Below are 19,918 nucleotides of genomic sequence, written 5' to 3' on the forward strand. Positions count from 1 at the left end.
GGCGGTGCGATGGTGGGTTAGCGCTCGCCAAGGCGGAATTCCGCTTTGATGTGGCTTTGCAGACGGCGGACCACCTCGAATGATTCCTTGAGGGTCTGTTTTTCCAGGTCGGAAAGATTGGCGGGGTTGATGTGATTGTTGGGTTCCTGCCCGTTTTCCATCATGTGCAACTGGTGGACCAGTCGCAACTGCATGAGAAACTCATAGGCCTTGATCGTTTCCTGGTACATTTCGGCGCTGATGTGCCCTCCCTCCCGGAGCAGTTGCAGCCGCACCAGGGTGTTGCTTTCGCCAATGCCGTGCTTTAAGGCAAAGAGCCGGGCAAAATCGACAAAGGGCACCAGACCTTTGGTCTTCAGATCCAGGGCGTTACGGTGCTCGCCGTCTTTTTCCACGATTAAGTTACGGAAAAAAGAGAGCGGCGGCCGGGCCTCCATGGCGTTCTGGGCCAGATGATAGAGGAACAGCTCCTGTTTGGGGATGGTCCGGGCCAGGTGGTGGCGCAGCTTGTCGGCCAGGCCAAAATCACCGTAGCCGGGCCGGAGGTCGAAGAAGATGGTGGAATGCATCACCTCTTTGGGCTCCGGGGTCATGATCCAGCCGTCGAAACATTGCTGCCAGGCTGGGGCCGACATTCGCCATTTGGGGTTGGAGGCCATCATTTCGCCGGGGCATAAAGGATAACCGCACAACACCAGGTTTTCGATGGCCCGTTCGCCAAGCGCTTTGAAGTATTCTTCGGCCTCGGCAGCTTTTTTTTCATCTTGGGGCCAGGCGTAAATCAAGGCGTTGTCCTGGTCGGTTTTGAAGGTCTGCTCGCTGCGCCCTTCGCTGCCCATCAGCAGCCAGCAGAAGGGCAGGGGGGGCGGCCCCAGTTCTTCAATGAGCAGGGTCAGCAGTCGCTCCAGGATATGATCGTTGAGTACGGTGATCATTTTGGTGATGTTGTTGGCCTTGGCTCCTTCCTCGATCAAGGTGCGGACCACCGACGGTACCTTGCGAGCCAGGGGGTGCAGCCCTTCCAGGGTGCGCTGGGCGACGATTTCCCGGAAGAGATATAGGGGTGAGGTGCCCTGCAGCAGCATGATGTCGTGGGTGGTGATCATGCCGACGATTTTTCCCTGTTTTTCAATGGCCAGGTGATGGATGCGCTGTCGCATCATTCGCAGCATGGCGTCGAAGCAGACCGCGTGGCCGGGAATGGTGATCACCGGTGAAGCCATGATCTTTTCCACCGGTGTCTGGTAATCCAGCCCGGCGGCCACCACTTTGGTGCGCAGATCCTTGTCGGTGACGATTCCGATAATTTCCCCGGCCGGGTCGGTGACCAGCAGCGAGCCGATTTTAAGTTCGGCCATCAGGGCGGCGGCCCGGCGTACCGATGCGTCGGCGGGAATGGTTTTGGGCTCACCTTTAACGGCGGAGCCCACCTGGGTGGAAAACAGGAACAGGGCGCTTTCGGTGCGGGGGGTTACCCGGTGGTGGCGCAGTTCGGCATAGGCGGTGTTGATCATCTTTTCCGACAGACTGCGCAAAAAATACTGGCTGACCCGGGGAGAGGTGTCCAGCAGCTGGCGAAAAGCGCTCTTGGTGAAAAGAAAACAGAAGGTGTCTTCAACCGTTTCCACGTTGAGGTTGGCCCGGGTATTCTGGATAATCGGCAGGGCGCCGAAGTATTCTCCTTCGCCGCGGAAATCCTTGAGGGTTACCTCGCCCTGATCGTCTTCCAGATAAATTTTGACCCCACCTTTCTGGATCAGGTAAAAGTGTTCCACCTCGGTTTCCCCCTGGCGGAAGATCAGGGTGCCCTTGGGGATAAAGTCAATAATGCAGTGCCTGGCCAGTTCCCGCAGGTGGTCGTCGTCCAGTTCGTTGAAAGGCATGGTGTGGCGCAAAAACTCCAGCACCGTTTCCGGGGCGATGTTGTGGGCGTCGTTTTTGCCGGTGCTCATGGTTGGCTGTGCTCCGCTGAACGGTTACGCTGGTTGGGGGCCGAGGGACGGTAGGTTTCTTGCCCGTCATGTCGCCCCAGGGCAGGCTGACTTGGTCAGCTTATCATTTCTCCAGGGTTTTAATCAATTCCCCGGGGGGGAACATTCGAAAAAACAGAAAACCGCTGAGCACGGTCATGGCCAGGATCATGGGCAATTCAGGGTAGAGGCGGTTTTCCGGTAACAGCAGGGAAAGCGGGGCCAGTACCAGGAGAAAATGGTAGCCGATCCGGCGAAAACGGAGTATTTCCCGCAACAGATAGAAGTTGATTACCACCGGCACCAAAGACAGGAAAAAAAAGAGGTCGATGGCGCCGAACTGTACGATGGTCAGCAGTTTTTTACTGGTGACAAACAGCAGGAAAAAGGCCAGCAGCAGGTTGAGATAAACGTATTTGCCGCGCACGGCCGGATTGGAGATATTGTTGGCGTGGAAGAGTAGCTTCTGGGGGTCTTCTTCGTTTTTCAGGCGGTCGATGATCTGCCGCCGGGATTGCCCGGCCAGCAGGGATTCTTCGATTTTTTCTTCCAGCGACTGGGGTTGGGGTTTCGGTTGGGCCATATTTTGCCGATGCTCCGCGAAGGTGATTGGGGATACTTTTCTTAAAGTTGCTAAGAAAAAAGGGGGACAGCCGAAAAACGGTGCCCCCCTTTGGTAATGCTGGAGGCGGCGACCGGATTTGAACCGGTGAATAATGGTTTTGCAGACCACTGCCTTACCACTTGGCTACGCCGCCGTTTTGGAAGGAGCAATCATAAACAGGCTTGCCTGGTTTGACAAGAGATTTATGGCAACAAATGAGCAACTAATAGAATGGTGCGCGGGGGTGGGGTATCGTTTTCACAACCCGCAACTGCTGCGCCAGGCCCTTACCCATCGCTCGTATGCCGCCGAGGCGGGCGGGCGGGGGCACCCCCACAATGAACGGCTGGAATTTCTGGGCGATGCGGTGCTGGATTTGGCCGTAGGCGAACTGCTTTATCGTCAATACCCGAAAATGCGCGAGGGTGAGCTGTCCCGTCGTCGGGCCGCTCTGGTTAATGAGGCCCACTTGGCCCGGATGGCCCGGCGGTTGGGACTGGATAACTTGCTGCTGTTGGGCCGGGGCGAGGCCCAAAGCGGCGGCCGCGACAAACCGTCGATTTTATCCGATGCCTTTGAGGCCCTGTTGGGGGCGGTTTATCTGGATGGCGGGTGCCAGGCGGCCCTGGATTTATTAGGCGAGCTTTTTGACCCTTGGGTTGTCAACCAGGCCGGCCCCGAGGATAGTGACGCCAAAACCGCCCTGCAGGAAATCTTGCAGGAACGCCACGGCGCGGCCCCCGGCTATCGGCTGGTGGATGAAGAGGGTCCCGCCCACGATAAACGCTTCACGGTGGAGGTCGATTTTCGGGGGCAGGTGATGGGACAGGGCCGGGCCCGCAGCAAAAAAGAGGCCGAACAGGCCGCCGCCCGCGCCGCTTTGGCCACGCTGGTCAACCGTTAAAAAACGTTCAGGCCCCACCCGGGTGCCGTGACCAATGACCTTGACGGTTCCCTGGAAAAACATCCCGCAAAACTTGCCCGTGATCACAATTTATGGTAGATAGCGTTTTTAGCGTGTTCTGTAAGGGTCCATAAAGGGGACCACCGCGTGGCTTGGTGGTCCCCTTTTTTGCGGTCATTTTTCGTGTTTCGGACCCTTTTCCCGCCCCGTCAACAACTGGTTTGCCAGGTAAGATAAACTCTTAGCCAGAGAGGTGTGCCTTGAAAAAGAAAATCCTTGTCGCCAACCGAGGCGAGATCGCCCTGCGGCTGATCCGCGCCATCCAGGAACTGGGCCATGCCGCCGTGGCCGTCTACGAAACCCCGGACAACGAGGCGCTGCATATCCGCACCGCCGACGAAGCGGTCTGGCTGGGAGACGGCCCCCGCAGTGATTACCTCAATATCGATAAGGTGATCAAGGCGGCCAAGAAAACCGGCGCCTGCGCCATTCACCCCGGCTACGGCTTCCTGGCCGAAAACCCCGACTTTGCCAAGGCCTGCGAAGATAACGGGATCATCTTCATCGGCCCGCCCTCCGACGTCATCCAGGCCCTGGGTGACAAGGTTACGGCCCGCCGGATCATGCAGGAGGCCGGCATTCCCCTGGTGCCCGGCACCTCCAGCCTGGCCCCCGGTGATGCCGGGGTGGCCGAGGCCGTTGAGTTCTGCAACACCCACGGTTACCCGGTGATGCTCAAGGCCACCGCCGGCGGTGGCGGCCGCGGTATTCGTCGTATTGATGACGAAAAGCAGCTCAAGGCCGAAATTCCGGTGGCCCGCGCCGAGGCCAAGGCGGCGTTTGGCAACGACGCGGTGTTTCTGGAAAGACTGGTGCTCACCCCCAAGCATATCGAAGTGCAGGTGATCGCCGACAAGGAAGGCACCACGGTGCACCTGGGTTCCCGGGACTGCTCCATCCAGCGCCGCAACCAGAAATTGATCGAAATCGCCCCCTCCCTGATCCCCGACCAGGCCCTGGTGGACAAGATCTGTGAAACCGCGGTACAGGCCGCCAAGGCCGCCAAGTACTTCAACGCCGGTACCGTGGAGTTCCTGGTGGATAAGGACTGGAACTTCTACTTCATGGAGATCAACACCCGGGTCCAGGTGGAACACACGGTCACCGAGATGGTCACCGGGATTGACATCGTCCGCACCCAGATCAAGCTGGCCCTGGGCAAGAAGCTGGCCTTCTGCCAGGATGACGTCCAGGTGCGCGGCTACGCCATCGAGGTGCGGGTTAACGCCGAGGACCCCCAGAACAACTTCATGCCCGAGGGCGGCAAGACCGTTTCCGTTTATCGTTCACCGGGCGGCTACGGGGTGCGGCTGGACGGCTTTGCCTACCAGGGTTACACCATCCCCGAGGTTTACGACTCGCTGCTGGTTAAATTGACCGTGCACGGCTTTTCCTGGAACGAAACGGTGGATCGGCTGCGGCGCTGCCTTAACAACTTCGTCATTGTCGGCCCCAAGACCACCATTCCTTTCTACCTGCGGGTGATCGACGATCCGGATTTCAAGGGCGGTGATTTCAATACCTCCTTTCTCGATACCCACGATTACCTGTTGGAATACGAAGATTTCACCACGGAGGGCAACAAGCTGGCCCATTTGATTGCCGAAATACACTACCGCCAACAAAACCCCTACGCTGTGTAAACGTGCAGCAGCACCGCAGCTTGCGGCGATCGGACCGGCTTGCGTACCGGTGTACGCGGCGCCGGTCCGCTTGCCGCAATCTGCGGCACTGCTGAACGTTTACACTCCGGCCTTTGGCTATACTCCGGGTTTGGTGTTTGCTGGCTTGGTAATTGCTGCTCGTTTACTGCTTGATTCGGTGTTTTTGATAATATGGTTTTTTGGACGCACGATTTTTTAAATAGACGCCGGCTCTGGTGATTCCTTTGGTCCGGCACAAAGCTGATAAGGAGATAGACATGGAACGTATTGTCCACGGTATGAGTCCCGGCGAGGCGATTGAGACCCTGCGCAAGGCCGATGGTTACTATGTGACCAACACCGCCCGCGATTTGTCCCAGTCCGACTACAAGAACCGGATTTTGCTGCACACCGACCTGCTGGCCGCCCCGGCCCGGGAGGCGGCGGGGTTCTTTTCCCTGGAGATCACCGGCGGGGCCTCCATCCACGTCGATATGCTGCGCAAACAGGTGGATCCCTTTCTCAAGCTGGAACTGCTGCGGGAACGGATGCCCAAGACCATGTTTCAGACCCTCTGCCGCGGCATCAACCTCTTTGGTTACCGGCCCTATCCCCAGAACGTGATCCGCATGGTGGTCAGCGAGTACGCCAAGTACGTGGATGTCTGGCGGGTGTTCGATTTTCTCAACCATGTTCCCAATATGGTGGCGGTTTTTGAAGAGGTGCAGAAGGCGGGCAAGATCCTGGAGCCGGCGGTCTGCTTTTCCACCGGTCCTGAGCATACCGATGACTTTTACGTCAAGAAGGTGGGTGAAATCCTTGATGTCACCGGTCGGGAAATCGTGCTGTGCATCAAGAACCACGGCGGTTTGGGCACCCCCAAGCGGATCGGCGACCTGGTCAGCGCCATCCTGCAAAAATACCCGGACCTGGTAATCCACTACCACGGGCATAACACCGACGGCAACGACGTGGGGCGGATCACCGCCGCCGTCCAGGCCGGGGCCCGGATCGTCGATGCCTCCGACCACGCCTTTTCCGGCTTCTACGGCCCGCCCTCCATTCTCACCGCCGTCAACACCCTGACCGAGTACGGCTATAAAGCCATCGGCCTCAGCGAGGAAGCGGTGATTGAAACCTCGGAAGCCTTGCGCAACGAGCGCCAGTACTACGAATATTTCGAATCCCAGTTCAAGGGCTTCGACCCCACCGTGCAGATCCATAAGCTGCCCGGCGGGGCGGCCGGCAGCAGCTTCGAGCAGGCCACCAAGGGCGGTTTTCTCGATAAGATGCCGACTATCCTGCATGATGAGCTGCCCAAGGTACAAAAAGAACTGGGCAACTACTGGAGTGTGACCCCCGGTTCCCAGATCCTCTGGACCACGGCGGTGGCCAACGTCCAGGCCGGCGATCGCTACTCCACCCCCTCCGGTGACCTGAAAAACCTGCTGCTGGGCAAGTACGGACCCTTTCCCTTCTACCAGCCGGCGGACTGGATCTATGAAAAGATCTTCGGCCCCAACTGGAAGGAGACCTTGGAGAAGGAAGGCGGCATGGACGAAATCGCCGACATGGATATCGAGCAGGAACGCCGGGATCTGGCCGAAAAGCTGGGCTATGAGCCCACCGAGCAGCAACTGGTCAACTACCTGCAGCACCCCAACGACGCCGTGGCTTTCTTCAAGTTCGAGGAAAAATTCGGCAGGGTTTACGTGCTGCCGCCCGCGATCTTTTTGCGGCGGGGCGGTTTCAAGCTGGGCGAGATGTTGAAATTCCGCGACCACGAAGGCAAGGAGCACGTGGTGGAAGTTGGCCCCATGCAGTCCGACGAGTCCGGCACCGCCCACGTTTACCTCAACGTGGATCACAGCGAGCGGCGCTATGAGTTCGAGCCGGAGGTCAGTGAAAGCGCCGGCGGGGCGGCCAAGGCAGTGCAGCTCTCCAAGAAGGAGATTGAAGAGTTGGCCGCCGCCGGCGACTACCGGGCGCCGTTCGGGGCCAATGTCTGTGAGGTCAGTGTCAAGGTCGGCGACGAGGTCAAGGCCGGCGACCAGCTGCTGGTCCTGGAGGCCATGAAGATGCAGACCCCCATCAAGAGCGAAGTCGACGGCAAGGTGGAAAAGGTCGCCGTCAAGGTGGGCGATGCGGTAAAAGCCGGCGGCGAGTTGGTCGAAGTAAACTCGTAAACGTCCAGCAGCACCGCACCTTGCGGCGATCGGCCCGGCTTGCGTACCTGTTGTACGCGGCGCCGGTCCGCTTGCCGCAGTCTGCGGCACTGCTGAACGTTTACGGGTCCATCCTGGCAGATGCCCCAAACAAAAGACGCCCCGACCGGTTGCATTCGGCCGGGGCGTCTTTTGTTTGCTGGTGTTAGCGGACTTCGATTACCGAGTTTTCTCCGCCGAAGGGGTTGGCGCAACGCTGGTCGCAGGCCGGGTCGTTGAGCCACTGGCCGTCCACCACGAAACGGTACTCGTAGCGACCGGGTTTGAGTTTCTTGCTCTTTTTGTGCAGGCCGCTCTTCAGCTTGCGCATCTTGTCACTGCCGTTTTTCCAGTCGTTGAAATCCCCCACCACGTAAACCTCGGCGGCGTCCGGGGCCATCAGGCTGAATTCCTGGTTAGCGCCGGCCGATGTGGTACCCTGCTTACAGGTTTTACTGCTTTTACAGGTCTTCTTTTGCGTTTTCGGGGCTGTGGAAGCTTTGGTTGACATGAAAATCTCCTCCGGTCAATTTTACCTTAAATAAAAATAAACCCGCACACTCCGGGAACTCCCCACTGATAATCCTTTTGTTATATTGGATAATGATGGCCGGTTGTGTCAATAAAAAAAGCGGAAGTTCTCCGCTGAATAACTTGTCGCTTTTGTGAACGCCGCTGCCCGGACTTCGCCATCACCATCAGCGAGGGCCGTGGTTGATTCAACTCTCCCTTGTTTTCATGCCATGGGCCAGTTCCATGAAAATCGGCCGGCGGAATCTCAACGCCAAGTTCAAGGAATGACCCGCATCTGGCCAGAGACGCTCACGGATTCAGGCGGTAACTCAAATTCACGTCTGGGCAGAAATCCAGCAATTGGCTCAGACGTTGTGATACGATGGTTCACGGTCCGGATCTCCTTATGGTAAATATTTGGGCCAATTAGTTATTGACACCTGACTAAATCATCATATGATTTCACCATGAAAAAACGACTTAAGCCCACGACCAACAGCACTAAAACCCGGCCTGCGGCGGAAGACGCCTCGATGGCGTAAGAAAGTCCTCCCTTTCCCGTCGTCGGCCTCGGAGCCTCCGCCGGCGGGCTGGAGGCGCTGTTGCAGTTCCTGCAGCATGTCCCGGAAGACAGCGGCATAGCCTTTGTTGTCGTCCAGCATCTCGACCCGACCCACAAGGGAGTTATGCCCGAACTTCTTCAGCGCGCCACCGGCATGGAAGTTTTGCAGGTTCGGGACCGGATGAAGGTCAAGCCAAACTGCGTCTATGTGATCCCCCCCAACAAGGACATGTCCATTCTGCATGGTACGCTGCATCTGCTTGCGCCGACGGCGCCCCGTGGCCTGCGGCTGCCCATCGATTTTTTTCTCCGTTCCCTGGCCGACGACCGACGGGAGCAAAGCATTGGGGTCATCCTTTCCGGCATGGGCTCAGATGGCACCATGGGCCTGCGGGCCATCAAGGAAAAGGCTGGCTTGGCGCTGGTGCAGGAGCCGTCCTCGGCCAAGTTCGACAGCATGCCCCGCAGCGCCATCGATGCCGACCTGGCCGACCTGGTTGCCCCGGCGGAAGAGCTGCCCGACAAGATCATCGGCTATCTGCGTCATGCCCGTGTCAGCGCCAGGGCCGCCTCCCCTCTGGCGGAGAAGGAGCGGAGCGCCCTGGAGAAGGTCGTCATCCTGTTGCGCGCCAAAACCGGTCACGACTTCTCGCTGTATAAAAAGAACACCGTCTATCGCCGAATCGAGCGGCGTATGGGTATCCATCAGATCGGCCGGATCGCCGCCTACGTCCGCTACTTGCAGGAAAATCCCCAGGAGGTGGAGTTTCTTTTCAGGGAACTGTTGATTGGTGTGACCAGTTTTTTTCGCGACCCGGCGGCCTGGGAGCAACTCCGGGACGAGGCCATCCCGGCGCTCCTGGAGGGCAACCCCACCGGCCAGTTACGGGCCTGGTCGACCGGCTGCTCGACCGGGGAGGAGGCCTACTCGCTGGCCATGGTGTTTAAGGAAGCACTGACCCAAATCAAGCCCAAGGCTGGTTCCACCTTGCAGGTTTTTGCCACCGACCTCGACCGGGACGCCATCGATAAGGCCCGTCAGGGGATCTATCCGGCCAACATCGCCGCGGATGTCTCCGCCGAACGCCTGGATCGGTTTTTCATCCCCGAAGAAAATGGCTTTCGGATCGGTACGGAAATCCGGGAGATGGTGACTTTCGCCACACAGAACGTCATCATGGACCCGCCCTTCACCAAACTGGATATCCTCGTCTGCCGCAACCTGTTGATCTATTTGACACCAAAACTACAGAAAAAACTTCTGCCGCTTTTTCACTACAGTCTTAACTCCGGCGGGATCCTGTTTCTGGGGAGCGCGGAGACCGTCAGCGCCCACAACGATCTGTTTGTCCCCTTGAACCTTAAGTCGCGGCTCTTCCGGCGGCGTGAATCGGTTCAGCCGGACGAACCGATTGCGTTTCCCGCCATGTCTGTCCCCGCTCCGCCGGGAGCTTCCAAGGAACGGACGATTTTGAAATCCACCGCCAATGTCCAGTCGCTTGCGGATCAGGTGCTGTTGCAGCACTTTGCCCCGCCCGCCGTGCTGGTCAATGACCGGGGCGACATCATCTACATCAGCGGGCGAACCGGCAAATACCTGGAGCCGGCGGCCGGCAAGGCCAACTGGAATATTTTCGCCATGGCCCGTGACGGGATCCGATTCGAACTTGGGGTCGCCTTCCAGAAAGCTTTCCGGCAGAAAGAGGCGATCACCGTCAAGGGGCTCAGGGTCGGTGAGGGCGGCTTTTCGCAGACCGTCGATCTCACCGTCCAGGTGATCAATGAGCCGGAAGCGCTGCGGGGCACGGCGATGATCGTTTTCAGGGACGTGCCGACCCCCGTGAAAAAGAAAGCTCCCGGACGCTCCCGGACCATGGCTGCCAACAACGCCAGGGTGCGCGAATTGGAGCAGAAAATCCAACAGGCCCTTGAAGAAAGGCACATGCTCCAGGAGGAAATGCAATCCTCGCAGGAGGAGCTTAAATCGACCAACGAGGAGTTGCAGTCCACCAACGAGGAGTTGCAGTCCACCAACGAGGAACTGACCACCTCCCGTGAAGAGATGCAGTCTCTGAATGAAGAGTTGCAAACGGTTAATGCCGAGCAACAGTCAAAAATGGACGAGCTGGCGCGCATCAACAATGACATGCGCAATCTGCTCAACAGCACGGAAATCGTTACCGTGTTTCTGGACAACGAGCTTCGCGTCCAGCGCTTTACCCCCGGAGCGAACAAACTCTTCAAGCTGATCCCCGGCGATGTGGGGCGGCCGCTTTCCGACATCGTCAGTGACTTGTTTTATCCCGGGATGACCGAAGAGGTGCAGGAGGTCTTGCGGACGTTGGCCTTTACGGAGAAGCAGATCGCCGCCACCAACGGACGCTGGTTTACCGTGCGCATCATGCCTTACCGCACCATTGATGACGTCATCGGGGGGGTGGTGATTACCTTTGCCGACATCACCGCCGCCAAGACGTTGGAAGCGGAACTGCGCGCGGAGATTGCCAGACTCAAGGCCAGGAGTTAGAGGAGGTTGACCATGGAAATCGACAAAGGTAGTCCCCAGCAGACCGCAGCCGGCGAACCGCGCCACCAGCAGGCCGAGCAACTGCGGTCGTCGGGGGGAGGGGGAGGGCACCCGGCCCGAACCGAGCCAGAGAAACAGCGTCTCCTGCATGAACTTGAGGTCCACCAGATCGAACTGGAGATGCAGAATGCTGAATTGCACAACGCCAGGGAGCAGCTGGAATTATCGCGGAACAGGTATGCTGAACTCTATGACTTTGCCCCTGTGGGCTATTTCACCATTGATGCGCGCGGCTTGATCCGCGAGGTGAACCTTGCCGGGGCGCAACTTCTGGGGATAGAGAGGCGACTGCTGGTCAAAATGTCTTTTGTCGATCTGCTTATCAATGCTGCCAGCAGGGAGGTTTTTTCCAGGCACCGCGACGCGGTTTCACATAACCAGGGCATGCAGAAATGTGAAATCGACCTTAAGGGAAAAGATGGCACGACGCTGCCTGTTCAACTGCATAGCATCATGGTGGGAAATATCGGCGACAGGGTCGACTATATCCATACCACGGTCGTCGACGTCAGCGACCGCCGGCGGGCGGAAGACGCACTGCAAAAAGCCTATGGCCAACTGGAGCAGATGGTAGAGAAACGAACCCAGGCGCTGGTCAGAGCAAACGAACAACTGCTGCAGGAAATCGAGGAACACAAGGCAACCGAAGCTTCGCTGCGTAAGGCAAACGCAGAAATCAAAATGTTGTCGGATCGGCTGCAGGAGGAGAATATCAACATCCAGCAGGAGATCTCCCGGGGTTACGACTTCGGTGATATCATCGGGAAAAGCGACGCTATCTCGTATGTCTTCTTCCGGGTTGAGCAGGTGGCGCCGCAGGATGCAACGGTGCTTCTCCTGGGGGAGACTGGTACTGGCAAGGGTTTGATCGCCCGAGCCATCCACAGTCGCAGCGCGCGCAAGGACCGGCCGATGATCACCGTCAACTGCACGGCGCTACCGGAAAACCTCATCGAAAGCGAACTCTTCGGGCGGGAAAAAGGGGCGTTCACCGGCGCCAACGCCCAGCAGATGGGGCGCTTCGAGCTGGCCAATGGCGGCACCATCTTTCTCGACGAAATCGGCGAAATGCCGTTGTCGCTGCAGTGCAAGCTGCTGCGGGTCATTCAGGACGGCGAGTTCGAGCGCCTGGGCAGCCCCCACACCATCAAGGTCAATGTCCGGATCATCGCCGCCAGCAACCGCAAGCTGGAGGAAGAGATTCGTGCCGGCCGCTTCCGAGAGGATCTGTTCTACCGGCTCAGCGTTTTTCCCATCACCATCCCCCCCCTGCGGCAGCGCCAGGACGACATCCCCATCCTCGTCCAGTATTTCGTCGCCAAGTACAACAAGAAAATAGGCAAGGAGATCGGTACCGTTTCGCAGGAAACCATGAACGCCCTGCAGGAATACCAGTGGCCCGGCAACGTACGGGAGCTGGAAAATGTCATCGAGCGGGCGATCATCACCAGTCATGGGTCTGAACTCCAGGTGCTGGACCGCTTCGATACGTTTCGGAATCCGGGGGGCGCACAACACGAGACCCATGTCCTCGCCGACCTGGAACGCGACCACATTCTAAAGGTGCTGCAGGAAACCGGTTGGCGCATCGAGGGGAAAAAGGGGGCGGCGATTATTCTAGGCCTCAATCCCAGCACACTTCGAGCCCGCATGCGGAAATACAACCTCCAGCGCCCATAAAATAAAAATTACTATCACCCTAACCACCATATATGACAGTTGTATCAAATATGACGGATGTCTTTACCATCTTTGCCTCCACTCCGCTTGTCTTCTTTTCGTCTTGTCTAGCATAATCAGTATCTTGCACTTATTGGTGTTGGCAGCTTTTCGCTGGCACGCTAGTTGCGAGTGGCACTTAGTGCGGCACATGTGCCCCGTCGTGCATTTTAACGTAGTGGCGTCGGTTTTCTCCGGGAGACATTCCGCAGCCGGTGGAAAAACGGCATGGGTACCACCTATTACACAAAGGAGCATTTATGAAATCAAGACTCGCAAAGGCCGTTCTTTCCAGCGTCGTGCTTTTCGGTGCAATCATTTATTTGTCCGGCTGCGCAACGATTGGAATGGATCGGGCGAAAAAAACCACCGACACCATGCAGGCCTTGGAGAACGACTATCAACAGGCCAGTTTACAGATCGATGCCACCAACGCAGCTCTGAGGAATCTTGTGCTGCCGACTCAGATAGACACTCGAAAAGCCTACAATGTCTATACCACAGAGGTCAAAAAGATGGAGGCTCTGGGCACCCGTTTGAACCGGCATGCCGATGAGATGCAGAGCCAGCGCGACGCGTATTTCGAAAAATGGGAAACTTCGTACGACAGCGCCGAAATCCAGGAGCTTAGCGAACAGCGCCGCGTCGAGATGCGGGCAGCCTACGAAAAAATCCCCGAAGCCAGCATAGGAGTGAAAGGTGCTCTCCAGTCATATCTGAATGACATCAGAGAAATACAAAGGTATCTCTCCAACGACCTGACCCCCCAGGGGATTGATTCCATCAGGCCGACCGCTGATCGGGCTGTTAAGGATGGCGACCGTCTGCAGGAATCGATCAAATCTGTGCTGGTCGCCATTGGCCAGGTTAGATCAGGAATGGTCCAGGGAAATTAATAATGACGAGGATATGAAAAAAATGAAAACACAAATGTTGTTAGGAATCATCCTGGTTGGCATAGCGGTCCTTGCTTTTGCCTATCAGGGAATTAACTACACGACCAGAGAGAAAGTTGTCGATATTGGACCACTTCATATGACGGCGGAGCGGACGAGAACGCTGCCGCTGCCCCCGATTGTGGGAGCCGTCGCGCTTGTAGGCGGCGTTGTGCTGCTGGTTATGGGCCGCAAAAAAAATTAAGGAGGTGTTATCATGTTGTGGACAATAGCGTTAATACTAATCGTTCTGTGGGTGCTGGGGCTGGTGAGCAGCTACACCATGGGGGGCCTTATACATGTCCTTCTGGTTATTGCCGTTATCGTTGTGCTGCTTAATCTCATCCAAGGGAGAGGCAGAACATTAGACTGAACGAACATTGGGAAGTGAGGGGGTTTTGAGTTGAGCCTGCTATAAACAGCCAAGGTGTAATCATGATGGATGCCTCAATCAAGCTGACGGTCCCACCCGCCAAGCGTAAAGAGATACTGCAAGCCGTTAAAGCGATACTTGGGCCGATCAGGCTCGAGCAGGGCTGCATTAACTGTCATTGCTACGTCGATATTGAGTCTGAAAACTCAATCTACATCAAGGAAGAATGGGAAACCCGCGGCTATCTGGGCGCACACGTACGATCCGTTCATTTCGGCATTCTGCTCGGCGCAATGAAAATGCTCACCGAAGAGCCGGAAATTAGATTCAACTCCATTATTTCCACAACTGGAGTGGAGGAGCTGAAAAAGTTGCAAGTGTGACAACTCCAGCTACTCATCATGACCGCTGTGCTGAATATATATTCGGTTGTTCCGGAAAAATGTTTCTGAGAGGGCCGTTTCGGACAACGAACCAGGGACAACGACGGGATCCCCCCGAAGCGCCCATCAAAGATCATGGTGTTGGATTAAGTTGGTAAGTGCTGATAATGCGAGGTCATACATTGGAAACAAACAAGAACCCGTTAGTAAAAATAGATGAGTTGCGCCGCCGGGCGGAAAACTATCTGATCGCGCAAGGGCCTAAAAAGAATGCTTCCAGGACGGTTGTTGAAATGCAGAGTGTCCTTCACGAACTGCAGGTTCACCAGATCCAACTGGAGATGCAGAACTCCGAGCTTCGCCAGGCCAGGGACGAGGTGGAGAATGCGCTGGAAAAGTATACCGACCTCTACGATTTTGCCCCGGTAGGCTATTTAACCCTCGATCGCGACGGGGTCATCCATGCCGCAAACCTCAGTGGCGCCGCTCTCCTCGGTGTTGAGCGATCACGGCTGGCCGGCTGGCACTTTGGGCAGTTCGTCACGAAAGAACATCTCCTCGCCTTTAAAGCCTTCCTCGGCAAAGTCTTTACCAGCCAGGTCAAGGAAGTGAGCGAAGTGGCGCTCCTGAATGAGAACAGGCAACAACTCATCGTGCAGATCGAAGCCTTGGCCACCGCTTCGATGCAGAATTGCCGCCTGGCCTTGATCGACATTACCGAGCGGAAGCGGGCGGAGGAAGAGGTCGAGAGGCTTAACGCCGACCTGACAAGCCGCGCCGCCGAACTGGAAGCTGCGAATGTCGAGCTGGAGGCATTCAACTACAGCGTTTCCCACGACCTTCGCCGCCCTTTGACCCTAATCAACAGCTTGTGTCAGGAGATCGAGGAGTTGTGCGGCGACAAACTCGACCCCCAATGCCGAAATTTTATCCAGGAAATTAATGAAGGTTCCCTGCGCATGAATCGGCTCATTGACACCCTACTGACCTTTTCCAGTGTCAGCCGTGTCGCAATCAACCATGAATTGGTTGATCTGAGCGCCAAGGCGAATTCGGTGGCAGCGGAACTGAAACTGGCCACACCGGAGAACCGGGTCACCTTCCAGATCACCGACGGGATTGTGGCCGAAGGTGATCCGGGCCTTTTGCAGGTGGTCTTGGATAATTTAATCGGTAATGCCTGGAAATTTGCCGGCAGTCGAGAGGAAGCAGTCATAGAATTCGGCGCGACTGAGGTTGACGGCAAGCCAGCCTACTTTGTTCGTGACAACGGGCCGGGCTTCGACATGGCCTTGGCTGACAAGCTGTTCATCCCTTTCCAGCGCCTCGTCGGGGCGGGCACCGAAGGACAAGGTATCGGCCTCGCCACAGTGGAAAGGATCGTCAGACGGCACGGCGGCAAGGTGTGGGCCGTAAGCCAGCCCGGCAAGGGAGCGACCTTCTATTTTACCTTGGAGTAATTTAGCCGTTCACTCTTCATCCAACCTCAAAGTCCTGGTGAATAGAGCACGAAAATAACTGGTAATCCGGGGACGTCGCTTCCCTGAAGAAACGGACCCTCCACCATAAATTGAATAAGGAAAGCCTTGAAAATATTGATAGCTGAAGATGATCTGAGTTTTCGTCGCTTCATGGAAAAAAAGCTGACCGCCTGGGGATTCGAAGCCGTCATTGCTGAGGATGGCAATGAGGCTCTGCAGATTCTACAATCCGATGACTCGCCGCGACTCGCCCTGCTTGACTGGATAATGCCTGGCCTGGAAGGAGTGGAAGTCTGCCGGATAGTTCGGGAAAAAAAGGAAGAAGCCTATAAGTACATCATTATGCTGACTTCCCAGCGACGGGACAGTGATATCATTACCGGCATGGAAGCCGGTGCCGACGACTACATTATGAAGCCATTCAAGCACAATGAGCTGCGGTTACGCCTGCGCGCCGGAAGGCGCATCATCGAACTGCAGAACGAGCTGCTTGCGGCTCGTGACATGTTTCGGACCAAAGCTTCCCACGATGCTCTCACCGGCCTGTGGAACCATGGGGAAATCGTCGAGATCCTGAGCCATGAGCTGGCCCGGGCCAAGCGGGAAAAGAATAGCGTGGGCGTGATCATGGCCGATATCGACTTCTTCAAGAAAATCAATGACACCCATGGTCATCTGGCGGGCGATATGGTGCTTCGTTTGACTGCCGGAAAAATGCTTTCCATGATGCGTGCCTACGATTTTATCGGGTGTTATGGCGGCGAGGAGTTCCTGGTTATCCTTCCCGAATGCAGTCTTGAGTACGCTTCCGCGTTTGCCGAAAGACTCCGGCTGTCCGTGAGCAGCGACAGTATTGACACTCCGGAGGGAATGATCTCCATCACCCTCAGTTTTGGCGTAGCGGCGAGCAGTAATGACCGGCTTAAAGATGCTTATTCACTCATCAATGCCGCCGACAAGGCACTTTACCGGGCGAAAGAAAACGGCCGTAATTGCGTGGAAGTTGCCCCTGCTGACGGGGCGATGGCGTGAAGGTTGCCACGGTATCTCCGACAACATAATGGCATAATTCATCCTTCATTCCCGTCAACGCTGTTGATATAGATGATCATGTCCCAACACAGGCCGTCGACGTGGTACTCATTGAGCCACTGGCCGTCCACTTTTCTTGAAACAAAAAACAGCCCCGCACGGGTAACCCTTTTGCCGTATTGGATAATCGCAGCCGGTTATGTCAACAAAAAAAATGTGTGGCCTCTTGGTTTACGTTTCTTCGGATTTTATGGCGGCCCGCAGAAACTCCCGGTTGAGGCGGGCGATGTTGTCGATTTTGATCCCCTTGGGGCAGGCCGCCTGGCATTCTTGCTCGTTGCCGCAGTTGCCGAACCGCAGTTGATCCATCTTGCGGACCATGTTCAGGGCCCGGCGGGCCCGCTCCGGCTCGCCTTGGGGCAGCAGGGCCAGGTGGGAAACCTTGGCCCCGACAAAGAGCATGGCCGCGGCGTTGGGGCAGGCGGCCACGCAGGCGCCGCAGCCGATGCACTCCGCCGCGTCCAGGGCCTTTTCCGCCGCCGCCCGGGGCACCGGCAGGGTGTTGGCCTCCGGCGCGCCGCCGGTATTGACCGAAACATAACCGCCGGCGGCGATCAGCACATCAAAGGCGCCCCGGTCCACCACCAGGTCGCGCACCGGGGGGAAGGCGCCGGCCCGGAAGGGTTCGATCACCACCACGTCGCCGTCCTTGAAATGTCGCAGGTGCAACTGGCAAAGGGTGGTGGCCGGTTGCGGACCATGGGCCCGGCCGTTGACCACCGCCCCGCACATGCCGCAGATGCCCTCCCGGCAGTCATGATCGAAGGCCACCGGCTCCTCGCCCTGCCGGGTCAGCTCCTCGTTCAACACGTCAAGCATTTCCAGCAAAGACATGTCCGGCGACAGCGGCCCCACCGGGTACTCCCGGAAGGCGCCGGGAGCGTCGGGGCCGGTTTGCCGCCAGATCTTCAGGGTCAAGCGGATCGGAGCCTTGGCAGTGCTCACTGATAACTCCTTTGGCTGGGGGTCACGCTGGTAAAATCCAGCGATTCGCGGTGTTCCAGGGGCTGGTGGCCGGGGCGGTACTCCCAGGCGCTGACGTGGGCAAAGCGGCGGTCATCGCGGCGGGCCTCGTGGTCGGCGGTCTGGCTCTCCTGGCGGAAATGGCAGCCGCAGGATTCGGTGCGGGTCAGGGCATCCAGGATCATCAGCTCGGCAAACTCCAGGAAATCGGCCACCCGGCCGGCCCGTTCCAGGGACTGGTTCAACTCGGCGCCGCTGCCCGGCAATCGCAGGTCGCGCCAGAATTCGGCCCGGATTTCGGGAACCTGCTGCAGCGCCTGGCGCAGGCCCGCCTCGTTACGGGCCATGCCGCAATGATCCCAGAGCAGCAAACCCAGCCGGCGGTGAAATTCATCGACCGGGCGTTTGCCGCCGATGGCCAGCAGGCCCTTGACCCGCTCTTCACTTTGCCGGCTAATTTCATTGAAAACGGGACTTTCCGGGTCCGGTGGCATTGGCGGCAGCTGTGCCAGGTAGTTGCCGACGGTGACCGGCAGAATAAAATAACCGTCGGCCAGCCCCTGCATCAGGGCGCTGGCCCCCAGGCGGTTGGCCCCGTGGTCGGAAAAGTTGGCCTCGCCGAGGACAAAAAGCCCCGGCACCGTGCTCATCAGGTTGTAATCCACCCAGAGGCCGCCCATGGTGTAGTGGACCGCCGGGTAGATCATCATCGGCTGCCGAACCGGGTCGACGGCGGTGATCTTTTCATACATCTGGAACAGGTTGCCGTATTTTTGCAGGATCGTCGCCTTACCCTCCCGTTCGGTGGCCTCGCTGAAATCAAGGTAGACCGCCCGGCCGGTTTCCCCCACCCCTTTGCCCTGGTCGCACTGTTCCTTGGCGTTGCGGGAGGCGACGTCGCGGGGGACCAGGTTGCCGAAGGCAGGGTACTTTTCTTCCAGAAAGTAATGCCGCTCCGTTTCCGGGATCCGGGCAGGCGGCCGATGGTCACCGGGGCGGCGCGGCACCCAGACCCGGGCGTCGTTGCGCAGGCTTTCGCTCATCAGGGTCAGCTTGGATTGGTAATCGCCGTGCACCGGAATGCAGGTGGGGTGGATCTGCACGAAACAGGGGTTGGCAAAAAAGGCCCCCCTTTTCCAGGCCCGGAAGGCGGCGGTGACATTGGAGGCCATGGCGTTGGTGGAGAGAAAATAGACGTTGCCGTAACCGCCGGTGGCCAACACCACGGCGTGGGCGGCGTGTTGCTCCACAGCGCCGCTGAGCAGGTTGCGGGCCACGATGCCCCTGGCCCGGCCGTCCTCCACCACCAAATCCAGCATCTCCCGGCGGGGCAGCATGGTGACCTGCCCTGCCCCAACCTGGCGCATCAGGGCGCCGTAGGCGCCGAGCAGCAGTTGCTGGCCGGTCTGGCCGCGGGCGTAGAAGGTCCGGGAAACCTGGGCGCCGCCGAAGGAGCGGTTGGCCAGGCCGCCGCCATACTCACGGGCAAACGGTACTCCCTGGGCCACGCACTGGTCGATGATTTGGTTGCTGACCTGGGCCAGGCGGTAAACATTGGCCTCGCGGGCCCGGAAGTCGCCGCCCTTGATGGTGTCGTGGAAGAGGCGGAAAATGGAGTCGCCGTCGTTGCGGTAATTCTTGGCCGCGTTGATGCCGCCCTGGGCGGCGATGCTGTGACCCCGACGGGGGCTGTCCTGCAGGCAGAAAACCTTGACCCGGTAACCCAGTTCGGCCAGGCTGGCGGCGGCCGCCGCCCCGGCCAGGCCGGCGCCTACCACGATAATCGAATATTTGCGCTTGTTGGCCGGGTTGACCAGCTTCAGGGCGCTGCGGTGACGATCCCATTTTTCCGTCAGCGGGCCGGCGGGGATTTTGGCGTCCAGGTCAGGGGAGGGCGATGCGGTCATTGCTTTCCGGGGGCTTGG

Annotated in this window: 15 protein-coding genes, 1 tRNA gene and 1 pseudogene; 11 read left to right on the plus strand and 6 right to left on the minus strand. The window is 57.9% G+C overall.

Annotated features, from left to right (window positions below; all coding sequences use genetic code 11):
• Nucleotides 1–17: 17 nt before the first annotated feature.
• The 3 genes from P0N66_RS07935 to P0N66_RS07945 all read right to left on the minus strand — a co-directional run bounded on the left by P0N66_RS07935 (nucleotide 18) and on the right by P0N66_RS07945 (nucleotide 2,728).
• A complete protein-coding gene (locus P0N66_RS07935; RefSeq protein ID WP_275804103.1) occupies nucleotides 18–1,952 on the minus strand; it encodes a putative nucleotidyltransferase substrate binding domain-containing protein in 1,935 nt (644 codons plus the stop codon).
• Between the two features lie 103 nt (nucleotides 1,953–2,055).
• Entirely contained in the window at nucleotides 2,056–2,553 is a 498-nt protein-coding gene (locus P0N66_RS07940; RefSeq protein ID WP_275804105.1) for a hypothetical protein, read from the minus strand.
• Nucleotides 2,554–2,653: 100 nt separating this feature from the next.
• Nucleotides 2,654–2,728: transfer RNA gene (locus P0N66_RS07945), tRNA-Cys, on the minus strand.
• Between the two features lie 51 nt (nucleotides 2,729–2,779).
• Here P0N66_RS07945 and rnc point away from each other — a divergent pair.
• The 3 genes from rnc to P0N66_RS07960 all read left to right on the plus strand — a co-directional run bounded on the left by rnc (nucleotide 2,780) and on the right by P0N66_RS07960 (nucleotide 7,367).
• A complete protein-coding gene (gene rnc, locus P0N66_RS07950; RefSeq protein ID WP_275804107.1) occupies nucleotides 2,780–3,478 on the plus strand; it encodes a ribonuclease III in 699 nt (232 codons plus the stop codon).
• 260 nt (nucleotides 3,479–3,738) lie between these two features.
• Nucleotides 3,739–5,181, plus strand: a complete 1,443-nt coding sequence (locus P0N66_RS07955; RefSeq protein ID WP_275804109.1) for an acetyl-CoA carboxylase biotin carboxylase subunit — start codon at nucleotides 3,739–3,741, stop codon at nucleotides 5,179–5,181.
• A 278-nt stretch (nucleotides 5,182–5,459) separates the two neighbouring features.
• Nucleotides 5,460–7,367 carry a biotin/lipoyl-containing protein gene (locus P0N66_RS07960; RefSeq protein WP_275804110.1) on the plus strand — a complete coding sequence of 636 codons (1,908 nt, stop codon included), beginning with the start codon at nucleotides 5,460–5,462 and terminating at the stop codon, nucleotides 7,365–7,367.
• A gap of 184 nt (nucleotides 7,368–7,551) precedes the next feature.
• On the opposite strand, the gene P0N66_RS07965 is transcribed toward P0N66_RS07960, so the two are convergent.
• Nucleotides 7,552–7,896 carry an isoamylase early set domain-containing protein gene (locus P0N66_RS07965; protein ID WP_275804112.1) on the minus strand — a complete coding sequence of 115 codons (345 nt, stop codon included), beginning with the start codon at nucleotides 7,894–7,896 and terminating at the stop codon, nucleotides 7,552–7,554.
• Between the two features lie 556 nt (nucleotides 7,897–8,452).
• Between P0N66_RS07965 and P0N66_RS12810 the strand changes: the two are divergent.
• From P0N66_RS12810 to P0N66_RS08010, 8 genes and pseudogenes are all read left to right on the plus strand, one after another.
• Nucleotides 8,453–10,987: pseudogene (locus P0N66_RS12810) on the plus strand (chemotaxis protein CheB); the annotation flags it as partial.
• A gap of 12 nt (nucleotides 10,988–10,999) precedes the next feature.
• A complete protein-coding gene (locus P0N66_RS07980) occupies nucleotides 11,000–12,727 on the plus strand; it encodes a sigma 54-interacting transcriptional regulator (protein ID WP_275804115.1) in 1,728 nt (575 codons plus the stop codon).
• A gap of 299 nt (nucleotides 12,728–13,026) precedes the next feature.
• On the plus strand, nucleotides 13,027–13,662 hold the full coding sequence (locus P0N66_RS07985; protein WP_275804117.1) for a DUF2959 family protein: 636 nt from the start codon (nucleotides 13,027–13,029) through the stop codon (nucleotides 13,660–13,662).
• 13 nt (nucleotides 13,663–13,675) lie between these two features.
• The gene (locus tag P0N66_RS07990) at nucleotides 13,676–13,906 is read left to right on the plus strand and encodes a DUF3185 domain-containing protein (protein ID WP_275804119.1); all 231 of its coding nucleotides are present in this window, start codon (nucleotides 13,676–13,678) and stop codon (nucleotides 13,904–13,906) included.
• Nucleotides 13,907–13,918: 12 nt separating this feature from the next.
• Nucleotides 13,919–14,074, plus strand: coding sequence for a lmo0937 family membrane protein (locus P0N66_RS07995; RefSeq protein WP_275804122.1), 156 nt, complete (start codon nucleotides 13,919–13,921; stop codon nucleotides 14,072–14,074).
• Nucleotides 14,075–14,136: 62 nt separating this feature from the next.
• The gene (locus P0N66_RS08000) at nucleotides 14,137–14,457 is read left to right on the plus strand and encodes a putative quinol monooxygenase (RefSeq protein ID WP_275804125.1); all 321 of its coding nucleotides are present in this window, start codon (nucleotides 14,137–14,139) and stop codon (nucleotides 14,455–14,457) included.
• A 182-nt stretch (nucleotides 14,458–14,639) separates the two neighbouring features.
• Nucleotides 14,640–15,917 carry a sensor histidine kinase gene (locus tag P0N66_RS08005; RefSeq protein WP_275804128.1) on the plus strand — a complete coding sequence of 426 codons (1,278 nt, stop codon included), beginning with the start codon at nucleotides 14,640–14,642 and terminating at the stop codon, nucleotides 15,915–15,917.
• 126 nt (nucleotides 15,918–16,043) lie between these two features.
• Nucleotides 16,044–16,970 carry a GGDEF domain-containing response regulator gene (locus tag P0N66_RS08010; RefSeq protein WP_275804130.1) on the plus strand — a complete coding sequence of 309 codons (927 nt, stop codon included), beginning with the start codon at nucleotides 16,044–16,046 and terminating at the stop codon, nucleotides 16,968–16,970.
• Between the two features lie 231 nt (nucleotides 16,971–17,201).
• On the opposite strand, the gene P0N66_RS08015 is transcribed toward P0N66_RS08010, so the two are convergent.
• Nucleotides 17,202–17,975 (minus strand): succinate dehydrogenase/fumarate reductase iron-sulfur subunit, encoded by a 774-nt coding sequence (locus tag P0N66_RS08015; protein WP_275804133.1) that lies wholly within the window; start codon nucleotides 17,973–17,975, stop codon nucleotides 17,202–17,204.
• Nucleotides 17,972–19,900, minus strand: coding sequence for a fumarate reductase/succinate dehydrogenase flavoprotein subunit (locus P0N66_RS08020; protein WP_275804135.1), 1,929 nt, complete (start codon nucleotides 19,898–19,900; stop codon nucleotides 17,972–17,974). Before P0N66_RS08020 ends, P0N66_RS08015 begins: the two co-directional genes overlap by 4 nt.
• Between the last annotated feature and the right edge of the window lie 18 nt (nucleotides 19,901–19,918).

It is taken from the genome of Desulfurivibrio dismutans, assembly GCF_029210385.1.
Taxonomy (GTDB): Bacteria; Desulfobacterota; Desulfobulbia; order Desulfobulbales; family Desulfurivibrionaceae; genus Desulfurivibrio; species Desulfurivibrio dismutans.